Origin of the sequence: Chryseobacterium paridis (assembly GCF_016595215.1) — a bacterium.
Taxonomy (GTDB): domain Bacteria; phylum Bacteroidota; class Bacteroidia; order Flavobacteriales; family Weeksellaceae; genus Chryseobacterium; species Chryseobacterium paridis.
On the sequence record NZ_JAENHK010000001.1, the window covers coordinates 915,537 to 933,865 of the forward strand.

Below are 18,329 nucleotides of genomic sequence, written 5' to 3' on the forward strand. Positions count from 1 at the left end.
TTCCAGAACCAAAGACTTTCTAAATCAGAAAACTAAATGGGTTTCAAATTGAATTAATAATTCATATCTTTGCAGCCACAAAATTTCTATAATGTCTAAGTCATTAATTCCAAAATTAGAAGCCATAAAACAAAGATATAATGAGGTCGCAGATCTTATTATACAGCCTGATGTTATTTCTGATCAGAAAAGATATTCTTCTCTGAACAAAGAATATAGTGATTTGGGGAAAATTGTTAGAGTTTACGACCAGTATAAAGGTGCTTTAGATACAATTGAAGAATCTGATGAAATCATTGCTGATGGTTCAGACAGAGATTTAGTAGATCTTGCAAAAGAGGAAAAATTAGAAGCTCAGGCAAAACTTCCGACTTTTGAAGAAGAATTGAAAGTTTTATTGATTCCTAAAGACCCTGCAGATGATAAAAATGTTATCGTTGAGCTACGTGCTGGAACGGGTGGTGATGAAGCTGCGATTTTTGTGGAAGATGTTTACAGAATGTATACCATGTATTTCAAAACGAAAGGTTGGAGACATGAGGTAACTGATTCTAATGAAGCTGCGAAAGGGTATAAAGAACTGATCATGAAAGTTGAAGGAGAAGGAGTATATGGAATCATGAAATTCGAGTCTGGAGTTCACCGTGTACAACGTGTTCCTGAAACTGAATCTCAAGGAAGAGTTCACACATCTGCAATTACTATTGCTGTGTTACCGGAAGCTGAAGAAGTAGATTTTGAACTGAATCCTGCCGATATCGAAATGCAGACTTCCCGTTCAGGAGGTGCTGGAGGACAGAACGTAAACAAGGTTGAAACAAAAGTTCAGTTGACACACAAACCATCAGGTATGGTTGTTGTTTGTCAGCAGGCTCGTTCTCAGCTAGCTAACCGTGAATTGGCAATGGAGATGTTGAGAACTAAATTATACGATATCGAATTACAAAAAGTTCAAGGGGATATCGCTGCACAACGTAAATCAATGGTTTCCACAGGAGACCGTTCTGCAAAGATCAAAACATACAATTACCCTCAAGGTAGAGTAACAGACCATAGAATCAACAAATCCATGTATAATCTGGATGCTTATATGAATGGTGATATTTCTGAAATGATTGATGCTGTAATTATGGCCGAAAATGCAGAAAAAATGAAGGGCGAGGAAGATAATTATTAATATTTAATTTAACCAAACTCAATTTTATGAAAAAAATTCTTTTATCATTTTTAGTGCTACTATTTATTTCATCTTGTGCTGGCGATGTTCAAAATGAAGAAATGTCGTCAGGTGTTCAGAAGACGAAAAGTCAGTCCAAAAGCATTACTAGTAAAACTGCTGTTGAAAATTACGATTTTATCTTAAGTGATAGATCTGATGCTGTACCTAATAGTACTCCAACAAATTATGTTAGCGGTTATATTCAGATTTATTCACCACAACTGTACAATGAAGGATATACTTTTGAATTAGAATATTTTATTGGAAACAATCAGGTGTTTGGTATTGTTCCTACAATTTATTTACCAGCAAATACTCACTATGCTGAAATTAATCCTTATGATATGATTCAACTGTATGGGTGCGGTGGGAAAACCGTATCTGTAAAGGTAAAGACTATTAGAAAGGGAAGATTTCAAATAGTTAATGATAAAACAGTATTGTCGGCTTGTAATATTTCTCTTTATTTGGCAAATTGTAATATAAATTTACCGGATACAAAACCATCAGATACAATTGGAGGTGGGCCAAAGGGACTGTAAAAAATAACGTAATTCATTATTGATACGAAAATTATTTAATTTTTTCTTAAATAAATACTAAAGTCTCTGGAAAACAGAGACTTTTTGTTTTTAAATATCTACTTTAAACAAACCAAAATCAAAATAAGCATTATGAAAACGTACAAGGTTATTTTATTTTTATTACTAGCTACTTTTGCACAGCATCTGAGTGCGCAGGAAGTTAAAAAGCCAGCAGAGGTTTTTGGACTTTATTTCGATGTTTTTGTCAGATATGATGATCAGGCACTTCCTAAACTTAATGATTATCTGAAGCCAACAATGGAGGGAAAAGATGGTTATCAGGTTAATCTAAAAGATGTCTCAGAAGATATGGTAAAGAAAAGCGCGGAGGCTTTTTTATCAGTATTTCCTAAGAAGGTGGCAGCTGCATGTAAAAAAGAATCCGAAGATTACTTCACGGCATTATATAAAAATTTTAAGGATGGAAAGATGTCTGTGAAAAAAGTAGAACTGGTACAAAACGAATATGTTGCAGATCAAAAAATTGCAAACATAACTTACTCCGTAAGTTTTCTGGTTGTTTCCAAATTATCAGAAATAGCTGTTCCGGATCCTCAAAAAGCGAAACCTGAAGATGTAAAACAGTTTTTACTTCAAGGGTTGGAAAAAATTAAAAATGCAGATAAAACAGTCACTACAGAGCAGGAATTTAGTTTGTATGGTCTTAAGCAAGATGGGAAGGTGTATTATTGGAATGGAAGTCCGGATCAAATTGCGTCAACACTTATTGATTTCTATTTTGATAGTTTCAATATTAAATAGTGCCTTAATTTGTTAATAATGATCATACAGGCCTGCATTTCGTGCAGGTTTTTTTTATTTAATGATATTATGTATTTTTGATAAAATCCTTTGAAATGAATTTTAAACCTATCTTATTAACAGCTGGAGTTCTATTTTCAGCGTCTTTTTATTCACAAAAAATGACTTATCCTAAAGCCTTAAAAGGAAATCAAACTGATACATATTTCGGTACTGCTGTAGCAGATCCGTTTAGAGATTTGGAAAATGACTCTGAGCCAACAAAAAAATGGGTTGATGAAGAAGTTACTTTCAGTCAGGATTATCTTTCTAAAATACCTTTTAGAGAAAAGATCAAAAACCAGTTAAGAGATATCTGGAATTATGAAAAAATTTCTGCCCCTTTCAAAGAAGGTGATTACACTTATTACTCTAAAAATGATGGGTTGCAGGCGCAATCTGTTTTATACAGAACAAATAATACTACCAAAGCTACAGAAGTATTTTTAGATCCTAATAAGTTTTCTGAAAAAGGGACCACTTCTCTTTCGCAGCTTTCGTTTAATAAAAAAGGAAATTTAGCAGCTTACTCTATTTCTGAAGGCGGTAGCGATTGGAATAAAATTATTATCATAGACGCTATCACCAAGAAACAGATCGATGAAACATTGGTAGATGTGAAGTTTAGTGGTATTTCATGGCAGGGAGATGAAGGATTCTATTATTCCAGTTATGATAAGCCAAAGGAAGGAACTGTACTTTCCGGAATGACAGATAAACATAAAGTCTATTTCCATAAATTAGGGACTAAACAATCCTCTGATCAATTGATCTTTGGAGGTGAAAAAACGCCAAGAAGATATATTGGTGCAAGTGTATCTGAAGATCAGAGATATCTTATTATATCAGCAGCCAATACGACAAGCGGAAACGAATTGTATATTAAGGATCTTAAGAATGGCGGAGATTTCATACAGATTAATAAAGGATTTGATATTAGTGCTGGCATAGTAGACACCGAAGGAGATGATCTGTTTATTGCCACTGATAAAGATGCACCCAATGAGAGGTTGGTAAAAACAAGTATCAAGAATCCTACTCCTGAAAACTGGAAAGATGTTATTCCTCAAACTGAAAATGTATTAGGTGTCTCTACGGGTGGTGGTTATTTCTTTGCTACCTACATGATTGATGCTATTGATCAGGTGAAACAATATGACAAAACCGGGAAATTAGTGAGAGAGATTTCACTTCCGGGGAAAGGGAATATTTCAGGCTTTGGAGGAAAGGAAAAAGAGAAAGAAGTATATTTTTCATTTACCAACTATATTACCCCTGGTACTATTTATAAATTCAATGTAGATTCAGGTAAATCAGAGGTTTATCAAAAGCCAAAAGTTAAGTTTAATCCAGAAGATTACATTTCAGAACAAGTATTTTATACATCAAAGGATGGAACAAAAATTCCAATGATGATCAACTATAAAAAAGGAACAAAGCTAGATGGTAAAAATCCAACGATTCTTTATTCTTATGGTGGTTTTAATATCAGCTTACAACCTTCGTTCTCAGTAGTAAATGCAATCTGGATGGAAAATGGAGGTATTTATGCGGTTCCAAATATCCGTGGTGGTGGTGAATATGGTAAAAAATGGCATATTGCGGGTACTAAAATGCAGAAGAAAAATGTTTTTGAAGATTTTATCGCAGCCGGAGAATATTTGCAAAGTAAAAAATATACTTCAAAAGAATATATGGCACTTTCAGGAAGATCGAATGGTGGATTGCTGGTTGGAGCAGCTATGACGATGAGACCCGACCTGGCAAGAGTTGCATTTCCGGGAGTAGGTGTACTGGATATGCTGAGGTATAATAAGTTTACAGCAGGAGCAGGATGGTCTTACGATTATGGTACAGCAGAAGATAATAAAGAAATGTTTGATTATTTAAAATCGTATTCTCCTGTGCATAATGTAAAAGCTGGAACCTGTTATCCTTCTACCATGATTATTACCAGTGATCACGACGACAGAGTGGTTCCTGCGCATTCTTTCAAGTTTGGTGCAGAGCTTCAGGAAAAACAGGCATGTAAAAATCCTATTTTGTTGAGAATTGAAAAAAATGCAGGTCACGGAGCTGGTAGATCTACCGAGCAGGTGATAGGAGAAAATGCAGATTTACTATCTTTTGCTCTTTTTGAAATGGGGATTAAAAATATTAAATAATTATTAGTATTTATTTATTAAAACGGCCGATTCTAATATCGGCCGTTTTTTTTATGGTATATTTTAAAATATTGATCTTTTATTTAAAATATAATAATATCATATAATGTTGTTTTATGTGTGTATTTCTTTGTTTACAAGAGATATACCTACGATTATAAAATTTATACATAAAAGTGAATATTTTATAAAAATAATAGATTCTATAAAAAATAGTTATTTTTTTTAACTGTTGTTTGTTTGAAATTGTTATTTTTGTTGATAACGTTTTTAATTTATTAATTTAATTTCATTCAATGAATTTATGAAAAAGAGAATTCTATTCGCTTGTGTACTGGCGGCTGGGTTTACCAGCACGTATGCACAAAGATGGGAGTCCGCTTCTAAAGTGACTCCAACAAGAAAAGAAGTTGATGTTAAATATGCTTACAGAGTAGATTTAGCGTCACTGAGAAGTCTTTTAAAAGACGCTGTTGAAACCGGAAACGGAGCAAAAGCTGTTACTATCTCTTTACCTACTGTGGATGGTAAAATTGAAAGATTTGCAGTCTATGACAATCCTGTTATGGCAAAATCTATGGCCGAAAGATATCAATTGGGCTCTTATGTAGGAGTAGGAATTGATGATCCATCGAAATACCTTAGATTCAGTACTTCTCCAACTGATATGCAAGCCATGATTGTTAAAGATGGTCAGTATCAGTTTATTGAGCCTGTCAGTGCTGATAAGCAGACCTATGGTGTTTTCTATAAAAGCAACAGAACAAGTTCTGGACATGGCTTTGATTGCTCTACGCAAGAAAAAGATATTAAGGATATAAAATCTTTATTAGAAAACGGGAAAAAAAGCCTTTCTAATGTAGGAATTACAAGCAGACCTTCCAGTACAAAATATAGAACATATAAATTGGCGGTATCTGTTACTGGAGAGTACACTCAGCATTTTGGAGGAGTTCCTGGGGCAGTGGCACAGATTAATACAACCATGACCCGTGTAAATGGAGTATTCGAAAAAGATTTTGGAATTCATTTAACTGTTCAGGATTTACCAGGAATTATTTACACTGATGCTGCCACAGATCCTTATTCTGATGCTGATGCAGGATCAGGAGGTGCCTGGAACCTGGAATTACAAAACACTTTGACAGCCAATGTAGGAAATGCTAATTATGATATTGGGCATTTATTTGGTGCTTCGGGAGGTGGTGGAAATGCAGGATGTATAGGATGTATTTGTGTAGATCCTACGACTGCAGAGCCAGAAGGTAAAGGTTCCGGATTTACTTCTCCTTCAGATGGAAATCCAAATGGTGATACTTTTGATATTGACTATGTAGCTCACGAAATGGGACACCAATTAGGTGCAAACCATACTTTCTCAAAAAGCACTGAAAGGTCAGGGGTGAATGTAGAACCTGGAGGAGGTACTACGATTATGGGATATGCCGGAATCACACAGGACAATGTTCAGATGAATTCTGATGCCTATTTCCATTATGTTTCAATTGATCAGATCTTGACAAATCTTGAAGGTAAACCAGCTTCTTGTGGTGTGTCTCAGAATATTACAACGAATACTCCTCCGGTAATTGCTCCGCTTACCGCTTACAGCATTCCAAAAGGAACAGCTTATTATCTGGATGCGACTGCTACAGACGCTCAGAATGATCCATTAAAATATACATGGGAGCAATACGACAGTGTAGATAGTTTTACTTCAATTTCTGGGGACAGTGGATGGGGATATAATACTAAAGGATCTCTGGCCAGATCATTCTTTGGAACAGCAAGCGGAAGAAGATATTTTCCAAGTATGCCTTTAGTGATGAATGGAACTCTTACCAACAAAGCGACGTGGGAAACGGTTCCTTATGTACCTAGAACATTGCACTACGCAGTAACTGTAAGGGATGAAAATGCAGTAAGACCAATGTTGTCTTCATCAGAAACCACTGTAACAGTTGGTAATGACGGACCATTTAAATTTAATGGATTAACTGCTTCTTCAGTATTATACAATAATGCTTCAAATACAATCCAATGGGAGGTAGCTAATACCAATGCGGCTCCTTATAATGTTACCAATGTAAAAATAGATTATACAGCCAATAATGGAACTACATGGACGGATCTGGTAGCTTCTGCTCCTAATACAGGTAGCTATTCTGCACAAATGCCAAGTGGTTTAACTGGTACTGTTAAGTTTAGAATATCAGCAATTGGAAATATATTTTATGCTGTGTCTCCTCAGGTTACTATTGGAACAGCACCAACTTCAACGACTAATGCTCCAACAGGAGTAGCAACTATTGATACAGAGGTTTTCAAAACGACTGCAAGAGTGGATTGGAACAGTGTGCCAGGTGCTAATTATTCAATCAACTATAGAAAAACAGGGACAACAAACTGGTCGAACGCAACAAGTCCTGTAAATTCTGTTGTATTAAATAACCTTGAAGATGAAACAAATTATGAAGTACAGATTGCTGCAGTAGTAAATAACGTTCCTGGAACATTCTCTAATAATTATAGTTTCAAAACTAAAGGGTTAAAAACAGGAGTAGATTATTGCTTAATGACTACAGGTGGAAATGATATGCTTAGCACTTTTTATAGTACATTGTTAACTATGTCCTTATCCAACCTTAATCATTCTGAAGGAACAACCCTTCCTGCAATATCTAAAACATATAAAGATTATAGTGAAGATCCTACTAAATTAATTAATTTAACAAAAGGAACTCAATATACTTTATCGTACACTGATTATGCTAACAGAGCAGGTGGTCAATATAATGACTGGTTCCAGGTTTGGATTGATTACAATAGAAATGGAGTTTTTGAAGCTTCAGAATTGATTGCTGCTAAGAGTGCTATTCCTAATGCTAATGCAAGACACACAGGAACAGTAGTATTTACAGTACCAGCAACTGCATATTCAGGGGATAAAACTCTAAGAATGAGAGTAGCAAGTACTTTCTTTAATGCAGTGAGTGATCCATGTGGAAGCCCATCTGTTTCGGCAGGAGGAGGCCAATTTGTTTCAGCAGGATCTTTCAGAGATTTCCCTGTAAAAATTACAGGAGCACTTGCCGTGGATGAAGTAAAAGGAACGAAATCTGAAATAGAGATTTATCCAAATCCTGCAGACACTTTTGTTGAAGTTAAAAACTTAAAAGGAAAAGCAGATTACAAAATTTACAGTGCTGAAGGACGATTAGTACAAAGTGGTAAATTGGATGGTCAGAGAATTAATGTTGCTTCACTTATAAAAGGAATGTATGTCATTACTATAACAGGTGAAAATAAAACATATAACACTAAGCTTATTAAGAAATAATAAGAGTCTATAAAATTAGAGTAAGCCGGGCATTTGTCCGGCTTTTTATTTTGTTAGTGAGTTTAATATGAGGTGATTAACTGTAGTTTCATGTTTCATTCAAAAAAATTAACTTTACGGGGATAAAATTATTGAAATGCGAAAGACAATTTCTGTAAGAAAACTGGATCTACATATACTACCTAAAGAGGGCGAAATTTATAATTTCGAAAAAGATGGATTAGAGCTCAAATCATCTTACACCCATGAAGATGTTAAAAATAAAGCGCTCACAGAAACATCTCCGGGAATCTCACCCTATTTGAGAGGACCATATTCCACGATGTATGTTCAAAAACCCTGGACTGTACGTCAGTATGCAGGTTTTTCTACAGCAGAAGAGTCCAATGCATTTTATAGACGAAACTTAGCAGCAGGACAGAAAGGACTTTCTGTGGCATTTGATCTCGCAACCCATAGAGGATATGATTCCAATCATGCAAGAGTAGTTGGTGATGTTGGGAAAGCTGGAGTTGCTATTGATTCTGTGGAGGATATGAAGATCTTATTCAATGAAATACCTTTAGATCAAATCTCAGTTTCCATGACAATGAATGGTGCTGTTCTTCCCATTTTATCATTTTATATTGTTGCTGCTGAAGAGCAGGGAGTACAACAAGACCAGCTTTCAGGAACTATTCAGAATGATATTTTGAAAGAGTTCATGGTAAGAAATACCTATATTTATCCGCCAGCACCTTCTATGAAGATCATTGCGGATATCTTTGAATATACTTCTAAAAATATTCCAAAATTCAACTCGATTTCTATCTCAGGATATCATATGCAGGAAGCCGGAGCAACTCCGGTTTTAGAAATGGCTTATACATTAGCTGATGGCTTGGAGTATGTGAGAACAGGAATTAAGGCAGGTATGAATGTGGATGATTTTGCTCCAAGACTTTCTTTTTTCTGGGCAATCGGGATGAACCATTTTATGGAAATTGCCAAAATGCGTGCAGCGAGATATATCTGGGCTAATCTTTTAAAACAATTTGATCCTCAAAATCCGAAATCGTTAGCCTTAAGAACCCATTCTCAAACATCCGGTTGGTCTCTGACAGAGCAAGAACCTTTTAATAATATTACCAGAACAGCTATTGAAGCTTTATCCTCAGCATTGGGCGGAACACAGTCTCTACATACGAATGCATTGGATGAAGCCATTGCTCTCCCGACAGATTATTCTGCGAAAATTGCCAGAAATACACAGATCATTTTACAGCAGGAAAGCGGGATTTGTGATGTTGTAGACCCGATGGGAGGAAGCAATCTGGTGGAAAGCCTTACACAGCAGATGATTGAAGAGGCGATGAGATACATCGATGAGGTAGAGCAGGAAGGAGGAATGACAAAAGCTATTGAAGCCGGAATTCCTAAAATGAGAATTGAAGAAGCGGCAGCTAAAAAGCAGGCTAAAATTGATAGCAGCGAAGAATTTATTATAGGTGTTAATTCTTTTAAATCCTCTTTGAAACAGCAGCCTATAGAGATCCTGGATATTGATAATACGGAGGTTAGAAGAAAGCAGATCGAAAGATTAGATTCTATAAAAGAAACAAGAAATACTGAAGCTGTTGATCAGATCCTAAACGAAATCAGAGAAAGTGCAAAAACAGGAAAAGGAAACCTTTTAGCATTATGTATTGAAGCTGCGAGGAGAAGGGTAACACTTGGAGAAATGAGTGATGCGATGGAAGAAAGCTTTGGTAGATATAAAGCAAATATTAGAACAATTTCAGGAGTATATGCTATGAACGCCAGCAAGAATGAATATTTTGAAAAAGCCCTTCATCTGACTCAAAAATTTGAAGAAGAAGAAGGAAGACGTCCGAGATTAATGGTTGCCAAAATGGGACAGGATGGTCATGACAGAGGAGCGAAAGTAGTAGCCACAGCATTTGCGGATATGGGATTTGATGTGGATGTTGCTCCTTTATTCCAAACTCCTGAAGAGGTAGCAAAACAAGCTGTTGAAAATGATATTCATATTTTAGGTGTTTCTTCACTGGCAGCAGGTCATAAAACTTTAGTTCCACAAGTTGTAGAAGAATTAAAAAAACTAGGAGCAGATGATGTTACCATTGTAGTAGGTGGTGTAATTCCACAACAGGATTACGAATTTCTATATGCTAACGGAGCCGATTTTATTTTCGGCCCGGGAACCAATCTTCCAAAGTGTGCTGTAGAGATCCTGGATATGTTTTTACATAAAAAGTAATACAATAAGTTTCCTTAATATTTTGAGAATTTATTAAAAAAATAATTCAGTTTCAGAAAAATGTATATATTTGCAGCTGAAAATAAAGTTTAACCAATTAAAAACAACGAAGCAATGTTCAAATTTCAAAAGAATTCTACAGTTGGATTACCCCTTATGGTGGTAAGGCTTCGTGGTTTGGTACACTCATAGAACAATAGTATATTGAAATATCAAAACCCGAAGTCGTAGAGATTTCGGGTTTTTTATTGCGCAATATTTCAAACTTCCAGTTTCCCCGAAATCTTTTTTAGTGTTATTCCGAACGATGTGAAAAAATCTCGATTGATTGAATTCACAAAACGTTCATCATTATAAACCGGTTCAACTAAAATACTAGTTGGATAGAATTTGATGTGAGGTATTCAAAAGCTTGCATCTAATATCGAAACAGTATTGGAAAATGATCACCTTCTCTTTTACCGGCTAAGAACTGTTAGAAGTAGAAAAAGAATAATTAAAAAAGATGTAGAAAAGCAGATAAGAAAAAAATATAAACGTAGTAAGGAGCTCAGTAAGATAAGAAGAGAAATTCCTTTGATTCCTTTGGAAAAACCTTATCAGAAGGGATTTGTAAGATCCTTTATTGTAAGGGACGATGTGAAGAGATCTAAAGATGGAGACTTCTTTGATGGCATTCTCAATAAAATCAACACACATACCTACTCTGAAAACCGAAAATTTTTAAAAAAGAAAAGAAAATTTGGTAGAAGAATATATGTGCCAAGAGAGCAAAAACTGGCTCGGCTTTCACTCTATCAGTGGAATGATCCAAAGCTGGGATTGACCGTCAGGGAGAAACAATATTTCCTGAAAAGAGAAAGCTATTGTCCCATCCGAAAATCATATGAAATCTACTACGAATTCATCGAATCCTGGCGATTTATTTTAAGAGTAAGGCCTTATATGATTACCCATTATAAGCCTTTAGACCTGGAATTAGAAAAAGAATATGATGCACTGGAATCCTATCTGGATCAATATAAGGTCAGGGGTATTATTTGTAAAAAAATATATGGGAAATCGCGTAAATGGAGATATGACGATGAAAAAATTAATCTTATCGAAAGTATAAAATACTTCCACTACACAATGTCTGCAACAGAATTTGCAGACTATTTAGAGGACCGAGAGTCCAACAATGTTTAAAACAAAAACAATGGGAAATTTAAAACTAAAAGGAAAAGATATATTAAAAATTGGTTATCCAAACAATCAGAGTGTTAATATCGCTTTGGAAGTTATGAAGAGAAACTTCGCAACCAAAAATATTCATTATGTAAAATCTCTTTTAAAAGAAATCATGCTCAATCCTGAGAATTTCGAAAAGGATTTAACATTTGGGCAAATTGCTGAAGAATTGCTTTCGTCAAAGAAAACCGAAAAACGGATGTTGAATACACAACGTGCTTCATTTCAAATCTTTGGGGATAATATTTCAGAAGAAGCAATGAATCAATTATACACTGCTTTAAAATTACCGGTGTCCGTTCAGGGTGCTTTAATGCCTGATGCTCACAGTGGATATGGGCTCCCGATTGGAGGAGTTCTGGCTGTTGAAAATGCCGTGATTCCTTATGGAGTAGGAATGGATATCGGTTGTAGAATGAGCCTTAGTATTTTGGATACACCAATTTCATATCTGGATGGTGCTAAAGATAAATATGAAAAAGCACTCGCAGAACATACCAAATTCGGGATGTATGAAACCCATAAATCTCAAGTAGAACATGAGATTTTCGATAGAGATACATTTGATATGATACCCATCTTAAGAAGATTAAAGGGGAAAGCAATCAAACAAATGGGATCTTCAGGTGGAGGAAATCACTTTGTAGAATTTGGGGAGGTAGAAATTACCGAAGAAGATGTGCAGATAGGACTTCCAAAAGGAAAATACCTTGGAATCCTATCGCATAGCGGTTCACGTGGATTAGGAGCTGAAATAGCTCAATATTACTCCAGAGTGGCAACAGAGCAATGTCCATTACCTAAAGAAGCACAGAACTTTGCATGGCTGGATCTCAGCACGCACCTTGGATTGGAATATTGGACAGCGATGAATCTTGCAGGAGACTATGCTTCCGCTTGTCATGATGACATCCATAGAAGATTGGTAAAAGCAGTTGGTGGAAGAGTAAAGGCAAGGATCGAAAACCATCACAATTTTGCATGGAAAGAGATCCATAATGGAAAAGAAGTGATTGTTCACAGGAAAGGAGCTACACCAGCTAATGAAAATGAATTGGGTATGATTCCAGGTTCCATGACGGCGAAAGGATTCATTGTCCGGGGAAAAGGAAATCCTGAATCCCTGAATTCTGCTTCACATGGTGCCGGAAGAGCACATTCGAGAGGAGAATGTAGAAATCTGTTCACGCAAAATGACATTAAAAAGGAGTTAAAACTCAAGAATGTAGTTTTGATGGGTGGAAATACAGAAGAGGCACCAATGGCTTACAAGGATATCAATGAAGTGATGAATGCACAAAGCGAGCTTGTCGATATCCTCGGAACTTTTCAACCACGAATTGTGAGAATGGATAAATAAAATCAGAAGCTTAATCCTGCTTTCCATTACAATCTTTTGCTTTTCCTTACGTCAAAGAAAAGCAAAAGGATTTTCATTGCAATCAGGGCTAGGAAAGTAGGCTGTCATTCAGAATGGAGCGGAGCGAAATGAAGAATCTCAATAATAAAGATTTCTCGTTGCACTTCTGAACTATGTTCGCAGGATTTCATCCTGTATTCGAAATGACAAATTAAAAAAACTAAAAAATAAAGAAATGGGAGCACCACATAATATAAAAAGATACGGTGAGGTCTGGCCGGAATTCAGAATTCAATACGGACTTGCAATTTTAGAAAAATTAAAAAATAAAATCATTCTATCTGGAGGTTGGGCATGGCATTATATGTCAGAAATAGGACATACGGAATACAAACATGCACATGATCATAAGGATATTGATGTTTTTGTAAAAAAAGAAAATGTTGCTGAGGTTGTTATGATCTTACAAGAAGAAGGCTTTCAAAAGGTTTGGACTCGTTATGACCATCTACCAAGTGAAGAAAACTTCAGAAGGTATGAGAAAACAATCGAAATGGAAAACAATAAATTCCATAGAATTACCATCGATTTTTTTGAGAGAGATGATCTGGAAACGATTGAAGCTAATGGCTTTACAGTCGTTAAACCAGAATTGTTACTCACTTTTTACAGAAACATTCATTCCAGTGATAAATGTTGGGCAGTTATGGCCGCAAAAGAATTACTGGAAAAAGGAATTAATCCGGTTGGTCACCCCAGGTTGAGTGAAATACCTAAATAAAATGGACAAAATCATACAGATTACTTCAGGAAGAGGACCTTTAGAATGCCAATGGGTAGTCGCAAAAGTTCTGAAGGTTTTTCTTGAAGAAATAAAACAGGAAAAAATAGAATACGAAATCATCCACAGAGAAAATGGGGATGAAAACCTCACATTGAAATCAGTTACTTTAATTTTAAAAGGGAAACAGACTTCTGAATTTTTGAAAAGCTGGCTAGGAAGCATTTGCTGGACAGGGAAAAGTACTTTCAGAAAACTACATAAAAGAAGCAATTGGTTCATTGGTATTTTTGAAATTGAGGATATTACAAAGATTGATTTTAATGAAAAAGATATCCAGTTTCAGACAGCGAGAAGCCAGGGAAGTGGCGGACAAAATGTAAACAAGGTAAATACTGCTGTTCGGGCGACTTATTTGCCAACCGGACAAAGTGTTTTTGCGCAGAACTCCCGCTCTCAGTTGGAAAATAAAAAGCTTTCAATCATCCGCTTAAAAGAAAAGGTAATGGAGCTACATATTCAACAATTAGAAAAAAGAATGCAGGAAACCTGGAACAACCATTTGCAGGTGCAAAGAGGAAATCCGATTCGTACTTTTTCCGGAACTGATTTTAAAAATAATTATAAGGATAAATCTTTCAAGAAAACAAGAAATACCCTTAAAAACGAACTTAAAAACTTAAAAAATGACCTTAACTAAAAATAAATATTACTTTGAGGCCTTAGATAATTATCCTTACAGTCTTCCAGATTGTTTGGAAGCTCTGAACTATGCGTTGTCCTACGACCCGGAAGATGCAGACAGTCTTTGTTTAATGGGACGTATTTACAGCGAAATGTTGACAGATTATGAAAAAGCAAAGCTCTATTTTGAAGAAGCCATGCTTTGCGATGTGACGAACTTAAATGTTCCACAGTATTATATTAAATGTCTTTTAGATAATGAAGATTTCTATGAAGCTGAAAAGCTCATTAGATTTTCATTGAAAATTAAAGGGATTGATAAATCAACTATATGGCTTTATAGATCCTTGCTTTCTGAGAAAAGAGGAAGTTTAATAAACGCATTGAAATTTTTAAAGGAAGCCAGAAAGTATTGTTTTACTTATGGCAGTTTTGAATTAATAAAAGAACGTGAGAGATTTGTGAAATCTAAAATGCCGAAGAAAAAACAACCTAAAAAGAAGAAGGAGGCGGAATAAGTCTCCTTTTTTGTAAATTTATGTATGAAACTTCGCTTTGAACTTAAAAAACTTTATTTAAAAGAAACATTTTCCATTGCCTATGGTAATTATGATATGAGAGATAGCCTACTTATAGAACTGTCTTATCAGAATTGTCATGGATATGGAGAATGCGTTGCAATAGATTATTACAAGATAGATCTCGGAAGTTTCGTTTTTAAGTTAAAAAGATTTCAGGAAGAAATTGAAGCCAGAAAGATAGAGCATCCTGAAGAGTTTTATAGATTTTTGGTTCTTTTGGATCTGCATCCTTTTTTACTTTCAGCTTTGGATTGTGCCTACTGGGATATTTTTGGAAAGCTTGAAAGGAAGAGTTTTATAGAACTTAATAATCTTCCATCAGCCGGATTAGTAGAAAGCTCCATTACAATTTCTATAAGAGATATCTACAAACAGATTGAGGAAATTGAAACAAGCAAATGGAATAGGTTTAAAGTAAAATGTAAGGGTTTGAATAAAAATGATATCAAAAAGCTATTAGCGTTAAACAGTCATATTGCTTTAGATTCCAATGCCAGTTTTAATAACGAAGATTGTGTCTGGCTTCAGGAAGAGCAGGGAGTAGACAAATTTTCATATCTGGAACAGCCAAGGCCAATCGATCATTATCAAATTTTGAAAAAAGAAGGCTTTGCCAATTGGATGGCTGATGAAGATTGTCAGGATTTAGATTCTTTAGATGAATTAAGACCTTATTATAAAAGTGTAAATATCAAGTTAATGAAATGTGGAGGGCTAACACCCGCACTGAAAATGATAAAAAAAGCACGGGAGCTGAATTATAAGATCATGATAGGCTGTATGACAGAATCTACAGTAGGAATTTCTGCTGGCTGTGTATTAACGGGACTTGTTGATTATACAGATCTGGATGGTGCCAATCTGATTTCCAATGATTATGCAATGGGTAGTTTTGTAGAAAACGGGAAAATACAACTGTCTGAAAAACCCGGATTAGGAATAGAATTAAAAAAATAAGCTTTCAATTGAAAGCTTATTTTTTATTTACGGAAATCAGATAGTCAAAAACCATTTGGTGCTGATCATCAGTCAGTTTAGCTTTTGGAGCCATTCTACTTAAAGTTTTTATCCATCCTTGATCATCATGTTTTGCCGGATCCGGTAATTTATGGCATTTGTTGCATGAGTTTTCAAAAATGGTTTTACCTTGAGCTAGCTGTTCAGATGCAGTATACTTTGGCCCTGTTACGGCTACACTTTTGGGACCACAGGAAACCATGAAGACTGAACCCAGAATAATACTTAAAACTAACTTTTTCATTGTAATATTTTTAGATGTGATTTATTTTTTCACAGAAACGATATAATCGTAAACCCATTGGTGCTGCTCATCCGTCAATTTTGCTTTTGGAGCCATCGAATTCATAATTCCTACCCACTGAACTGAATTGTGAGATGTAGGATCTGGTAACTTATGACATCTTGTACAAGAGCTTTCAAAAATGGTTTTACCCTGAGCAATTTGCTCGGCAGTAGAAACTGCAGGCCCTATAGCTGAAGTTGCTGTTGATGATTTTGAAGTACATGAAGCTAACAAAACAGCAGCAAAAGATGCTATAGCGATTATTTTTTTCATTGTTTCTTTTATTTGATTGATAACAAATGTAATAAATTCCTTATATCATTGATAAAATCAACCGTAGTTTTAATTTAGAAGAAATAAAATTAAAGGGTATTTGTGAGGTGTTTTGGAACATATTTTTATATTTTTGAATCAATGAAATTTTCTACCAAAGACTTAATAGATGGGATACGATCAGGAAACAAGCGCCTGATTGGAAAAGCTATTACTTTAGTTGAAAGCAAAAAAGCTGAACATCGTTTACAGGCTGAAGAATTGCTTAAAATGATAATGCCATTTACTGGGAAGTCCATTAGAATTGGGATAACAGGAGTTCCGGGAGCGGGAAAATCAACTTTTATCGAAAACTTTGGGAGATTAGCCATTACTCATAACAAAAAAGTAGCTGTTCTTGCTATTGATCCAAGCTCTGCAATCAATAAAGGAAGTATTTTAGGGGATAAGACCCGGATGGAAGAATTAGCAAAAGAAGAAAATGCATTTATAAGACCTTCTCCCAGCTCTGGCTTTTTAGGAGGAGTTGCCAATACTACATTTGAAACCATGATGATCTGTGAAGCAGCAGGGTATGATTATATTCTTATTGAAACAGTAGGAGTGGGGCAGTCCGAAGTTTTGGTCGCCGATATTACTGATGTTTTTTTGTTTCTTAAGATTATTGGTGGTGGAGATGAGCTGCAGGGGATCAAAAGAGGGATAATGGAAATGGTTGATATTATTTTCATCAACAAAGTTGAGGAAAGTAATTTGCAGAAAGCTAAAAATACAAAACTTGAACTCAAAAGAGCTCTTGACTTTATTCCTCCGAAAGAAAAAGGATGGAAAGTTCCTATTCTATTAGGATCTGCCCTTCATAACAAAGGACTGGAAGGTATTTATGATACCATTGATGAATTTATTGATTTGAAAAAAAATATAGGAAGTTTTGAGAATGTCAGAATTCAGCAGGCGGAAAAAAGATTTGAATACTGGGTTCAGGAATATATCTTAGCAATGATGAAGAAAAGTGACACTGTGGAGGAAGCCTATCTTCAACACAAAAAAAATGCTTCGGCAATGGTTTCTAATCCAAGTACCGAAGCAAAATTATTTGTAGAGCGATTTTTATCTAATGAAAATGATAAAGGTTAAGGAGTAGTCGGCTCGTTTTTAGATATGAATCCATCGTACGTTATTGGCTGTCTGTCATTACTTCGTACAGAAGTAAAAGCTTTTCCATTTTTATACACCTCAATATTAATTTCATCCACATTATTTACATCATTAGGTTTGATCCTTACGATCCAGTTTCCTTTTTTATTTTGTGATTGAGTTAATGTAAAATCCTTTGAAGTAAATCGGTAACTGTTATTGCTTGTATTTCCATATGTTGGATTAAATAATCTGCCAAAGTAAGGTAAGGTAACTTCTAAATTATTTTTTCTGATTTCAACAGTATAATTGCCATTAAGCTGAAGAATTCTCGTAGAGGTTGAATTTGGCATAGAGTTCATGATGTTGATAACATCATAGTTGGTAGGGTTTGCTCTTTCCGCATGAAATGTAAATTCCTTCGAATTTACCAAGGCATCTACCATTTTAGGATCTCCGGTATTTTGAGAAGAGCAGCTTTGGAAAAAGAACACAAGTCCTAAAATGAATATAAGTGAAATATATTTTTTCATAACCTTAAATATTATTAAATTTAAATAGCAAAATGTATGCAAATATAGAGGTTGTAAAACTTTTTGGAATAATAATTG

Annotated in this window: 16 protein-coding genes; 13 read left to right on the forward strand and 3 right to left on the reverse strand. The window is 35.2% G+C overall.

All coding sequences use genetic code 11. The annotated features are described in order from the left end of the window. Positions 1-91: 91 nt before the first annotated feature. From prfA to JHL15_RS04305, 12 genes are all read left to right on the forward strand, one after another. Complete coding sequence (gene prfA / locus JHL15_RS04250; protein WP_200243228.1) at positions 92-1,177, forward strand: peptide chain release factor 1; 1,086 nt, start codon at positions 92-94, stop codon at positions 1,175-1,177. Between the two features lie 26 nt (positions 1,178-1,203). Continuing rightward, positions 1,204-1,761, forward strand: a complete 558-nt coding sequence (locus JHL15_RS04255; RefSeq protein WP_200243229.1) for a hypothetical protein — start codon at positions 1,204-1,206, stop codon at positions 1,759-1,761. Positions 1,762-1,893: 132 nt separating this feature from the next. Next, on the forward strand, positions 1,894-2,565 hold the full coding sequence (locus JHL15_RS04260; protein ID WP_200243231.1) for a hypothetical protein: 672 nt from the start codon (positions 1,894-1,896) through the stop codon (positions 2,563-2,565). Between the two features lie 95 nt (positions 2,566-2,660). Further along, positions 2,661-4,769 carry a prolyl oligopeptidase family serine peptidase gene (locus tag JHL15_RS04265; RefSeq protein ID WP_200243232.1) on the forward strand — a complete coding sequence of 703 codons (2,109 nt, stop codon included), beginning with the start codon at positions 2,661-2,663 and terminating at the stop codon, positions 4,767-4,769. 304 nt (positions 4,770-5,073) lie between these two features. After that, complete coding sequence (locus tag JHL15_RS04270) at positions 5,074-8,109, forward strand: reprolysin-like metallopeptidase (RefSeq protein WP_200243239.1); 3,036 nt, start codon at positions 5,074-5,076, stop codon at positions 8,107-8,109. A gap of 136 nt (positions 8,110-8,245) precedes the next feature. Continuing rightward, entirely contained in the window at positions 8,246-10,369 is a 2,124-nt protein-coding gene (gene scpA, locus JHL15_RS04275; protein ID WP_200243253.1) for a methylmalonyl-CoA mutase, read from the forward strand. A gap of 435 nt (positions 10,370-10,804) precedes the next feature. Beyond that, positions 10,805-11,557 (forward strand): hypothetical protein, encoded by a 753-nt coding sequence (locus tag JHL15_RS04280; protein ID WP_200243256.1) that lies wholly within the window; start codon positions 10,805-10,807, stop codon positions 11,555-11,557. A gap of 10 nt (positions 11,558-11,567) precedes the next feature. Further along, positions 11,568-12,959 (forward strand): RtcB family protein, encoded by a 1,392-nt coding sequence (locus JHL15_RS04285; protein WP_200243258.1) that lies wholly within the window; start codon positions 11,568-11,570, stop codon positions 12,957-12,959. Positions 12,960-13,194: 235 nt separating this feature from the next. Next, positions 13,195-13,740, forward strand: a complete 546-nt coding sequence (locus tag JHL15_RS04290) for a nucleotidyltransferase domain-containing protein (RefSeq protein ID WP_200243259.1) — start codon at positions 13,195-13,197, stop codon at positions 13,738-13,740. 1 nt (position 13,741) lies between these two features. After that, on the forward strand, positions 13,742-14,440 hold the full coding sequence (prfH, locus tag JHL15_RS04295) for a peptide chain release factor H (protein ID WP_200243260.1): 699 nt from the start codon (positions 13,742-13,744) through the stop codon (positions 14,438-14,440). Then, positions 14,427-14,942: a tetratricopeptide repeat protein gene (locus JHL15_RS04300; protein ID WP_200243261.1), complete on the forward strand. Its 516-nt coding sequence runs from the start codon at positions 14,427-14,429 to the stop codon at positions 14,940-14,942. Before prfH ends, JHL15_RS04300 begins: the two co-directional genes overlap by 14 nt. A gap of 24 nt (positions 14,943-14,966) precedes the next feature. Next, positions 14,967-15,962 (forward strand): enolase C-terminal domain-like protein, encoded by a 996-nt coding sequence (locus tag JHL15_RS04305; protein ID WP_200243262.1) that lies wholly within the window; start codon positions 14,967-14,969, stop codon positions 15,960-15,962. A 16-nt stretch (positions 15,963-15,978) separates the two neighbouring features. Here JHL15_RS04305 and JHL15_RS04310 read toward each other — a convergent pair whose 3' ends face one another. Further along, entirely contained in the window at positions 15,979-16,266 is a 288-nt protein-coding gene (locus JHL15_RS04310) for a cytochrome C (RefSeq protein WP_200243264.1), read from the reverse strand. A gap of 21 nt (positions 16,267-16,287) precedes the next feature. Continuing rightward, on the reverse strand, positions 16,288-16,581 hold the full coding sequence (locus tag JHL15_RS04315) for a c-type cytochrome (protein ID WP_200243266.1): 294 nt from the start codon (positions 16,579-16,581) through the stop codon (positions 16,288-16,290). A gap of 141 nt (positions 16,582-16,722) precedes the next feature. On the opposite strand from JHL15_RS04315, the gene meaB reads away from it, so the two are divergent. Continuing rightward, complete coding sequence (meaB, locus tag JHL15_RS04320) at positions 16,723-17,718, forward strand: methylmalonyl Co-A mutase-associated GTPase MeaB (RefSeq protein ID WP_200243276.1); 996 nt, start codon at positions 16,723-16,725, stop codon at positions 17,716-17,718. Here the strand turns inward: meaB and JHL15_RS04325 are convergent. Next, positions 17,715-18,251, reverse strand: coding sequence for a DUF4251 domain-containing protein (locus JHL15_RS04325; protein WP_200243280.1), 537 nt, complete (start codon positions 18,249-18,251; stop codon positions 17,715-17,717). The genes meaB and JHL15_RS04325 overlap by 4 nt on opposite strands. Positions 18,252-18,329 lie beyond the last annotated feature (78 nt).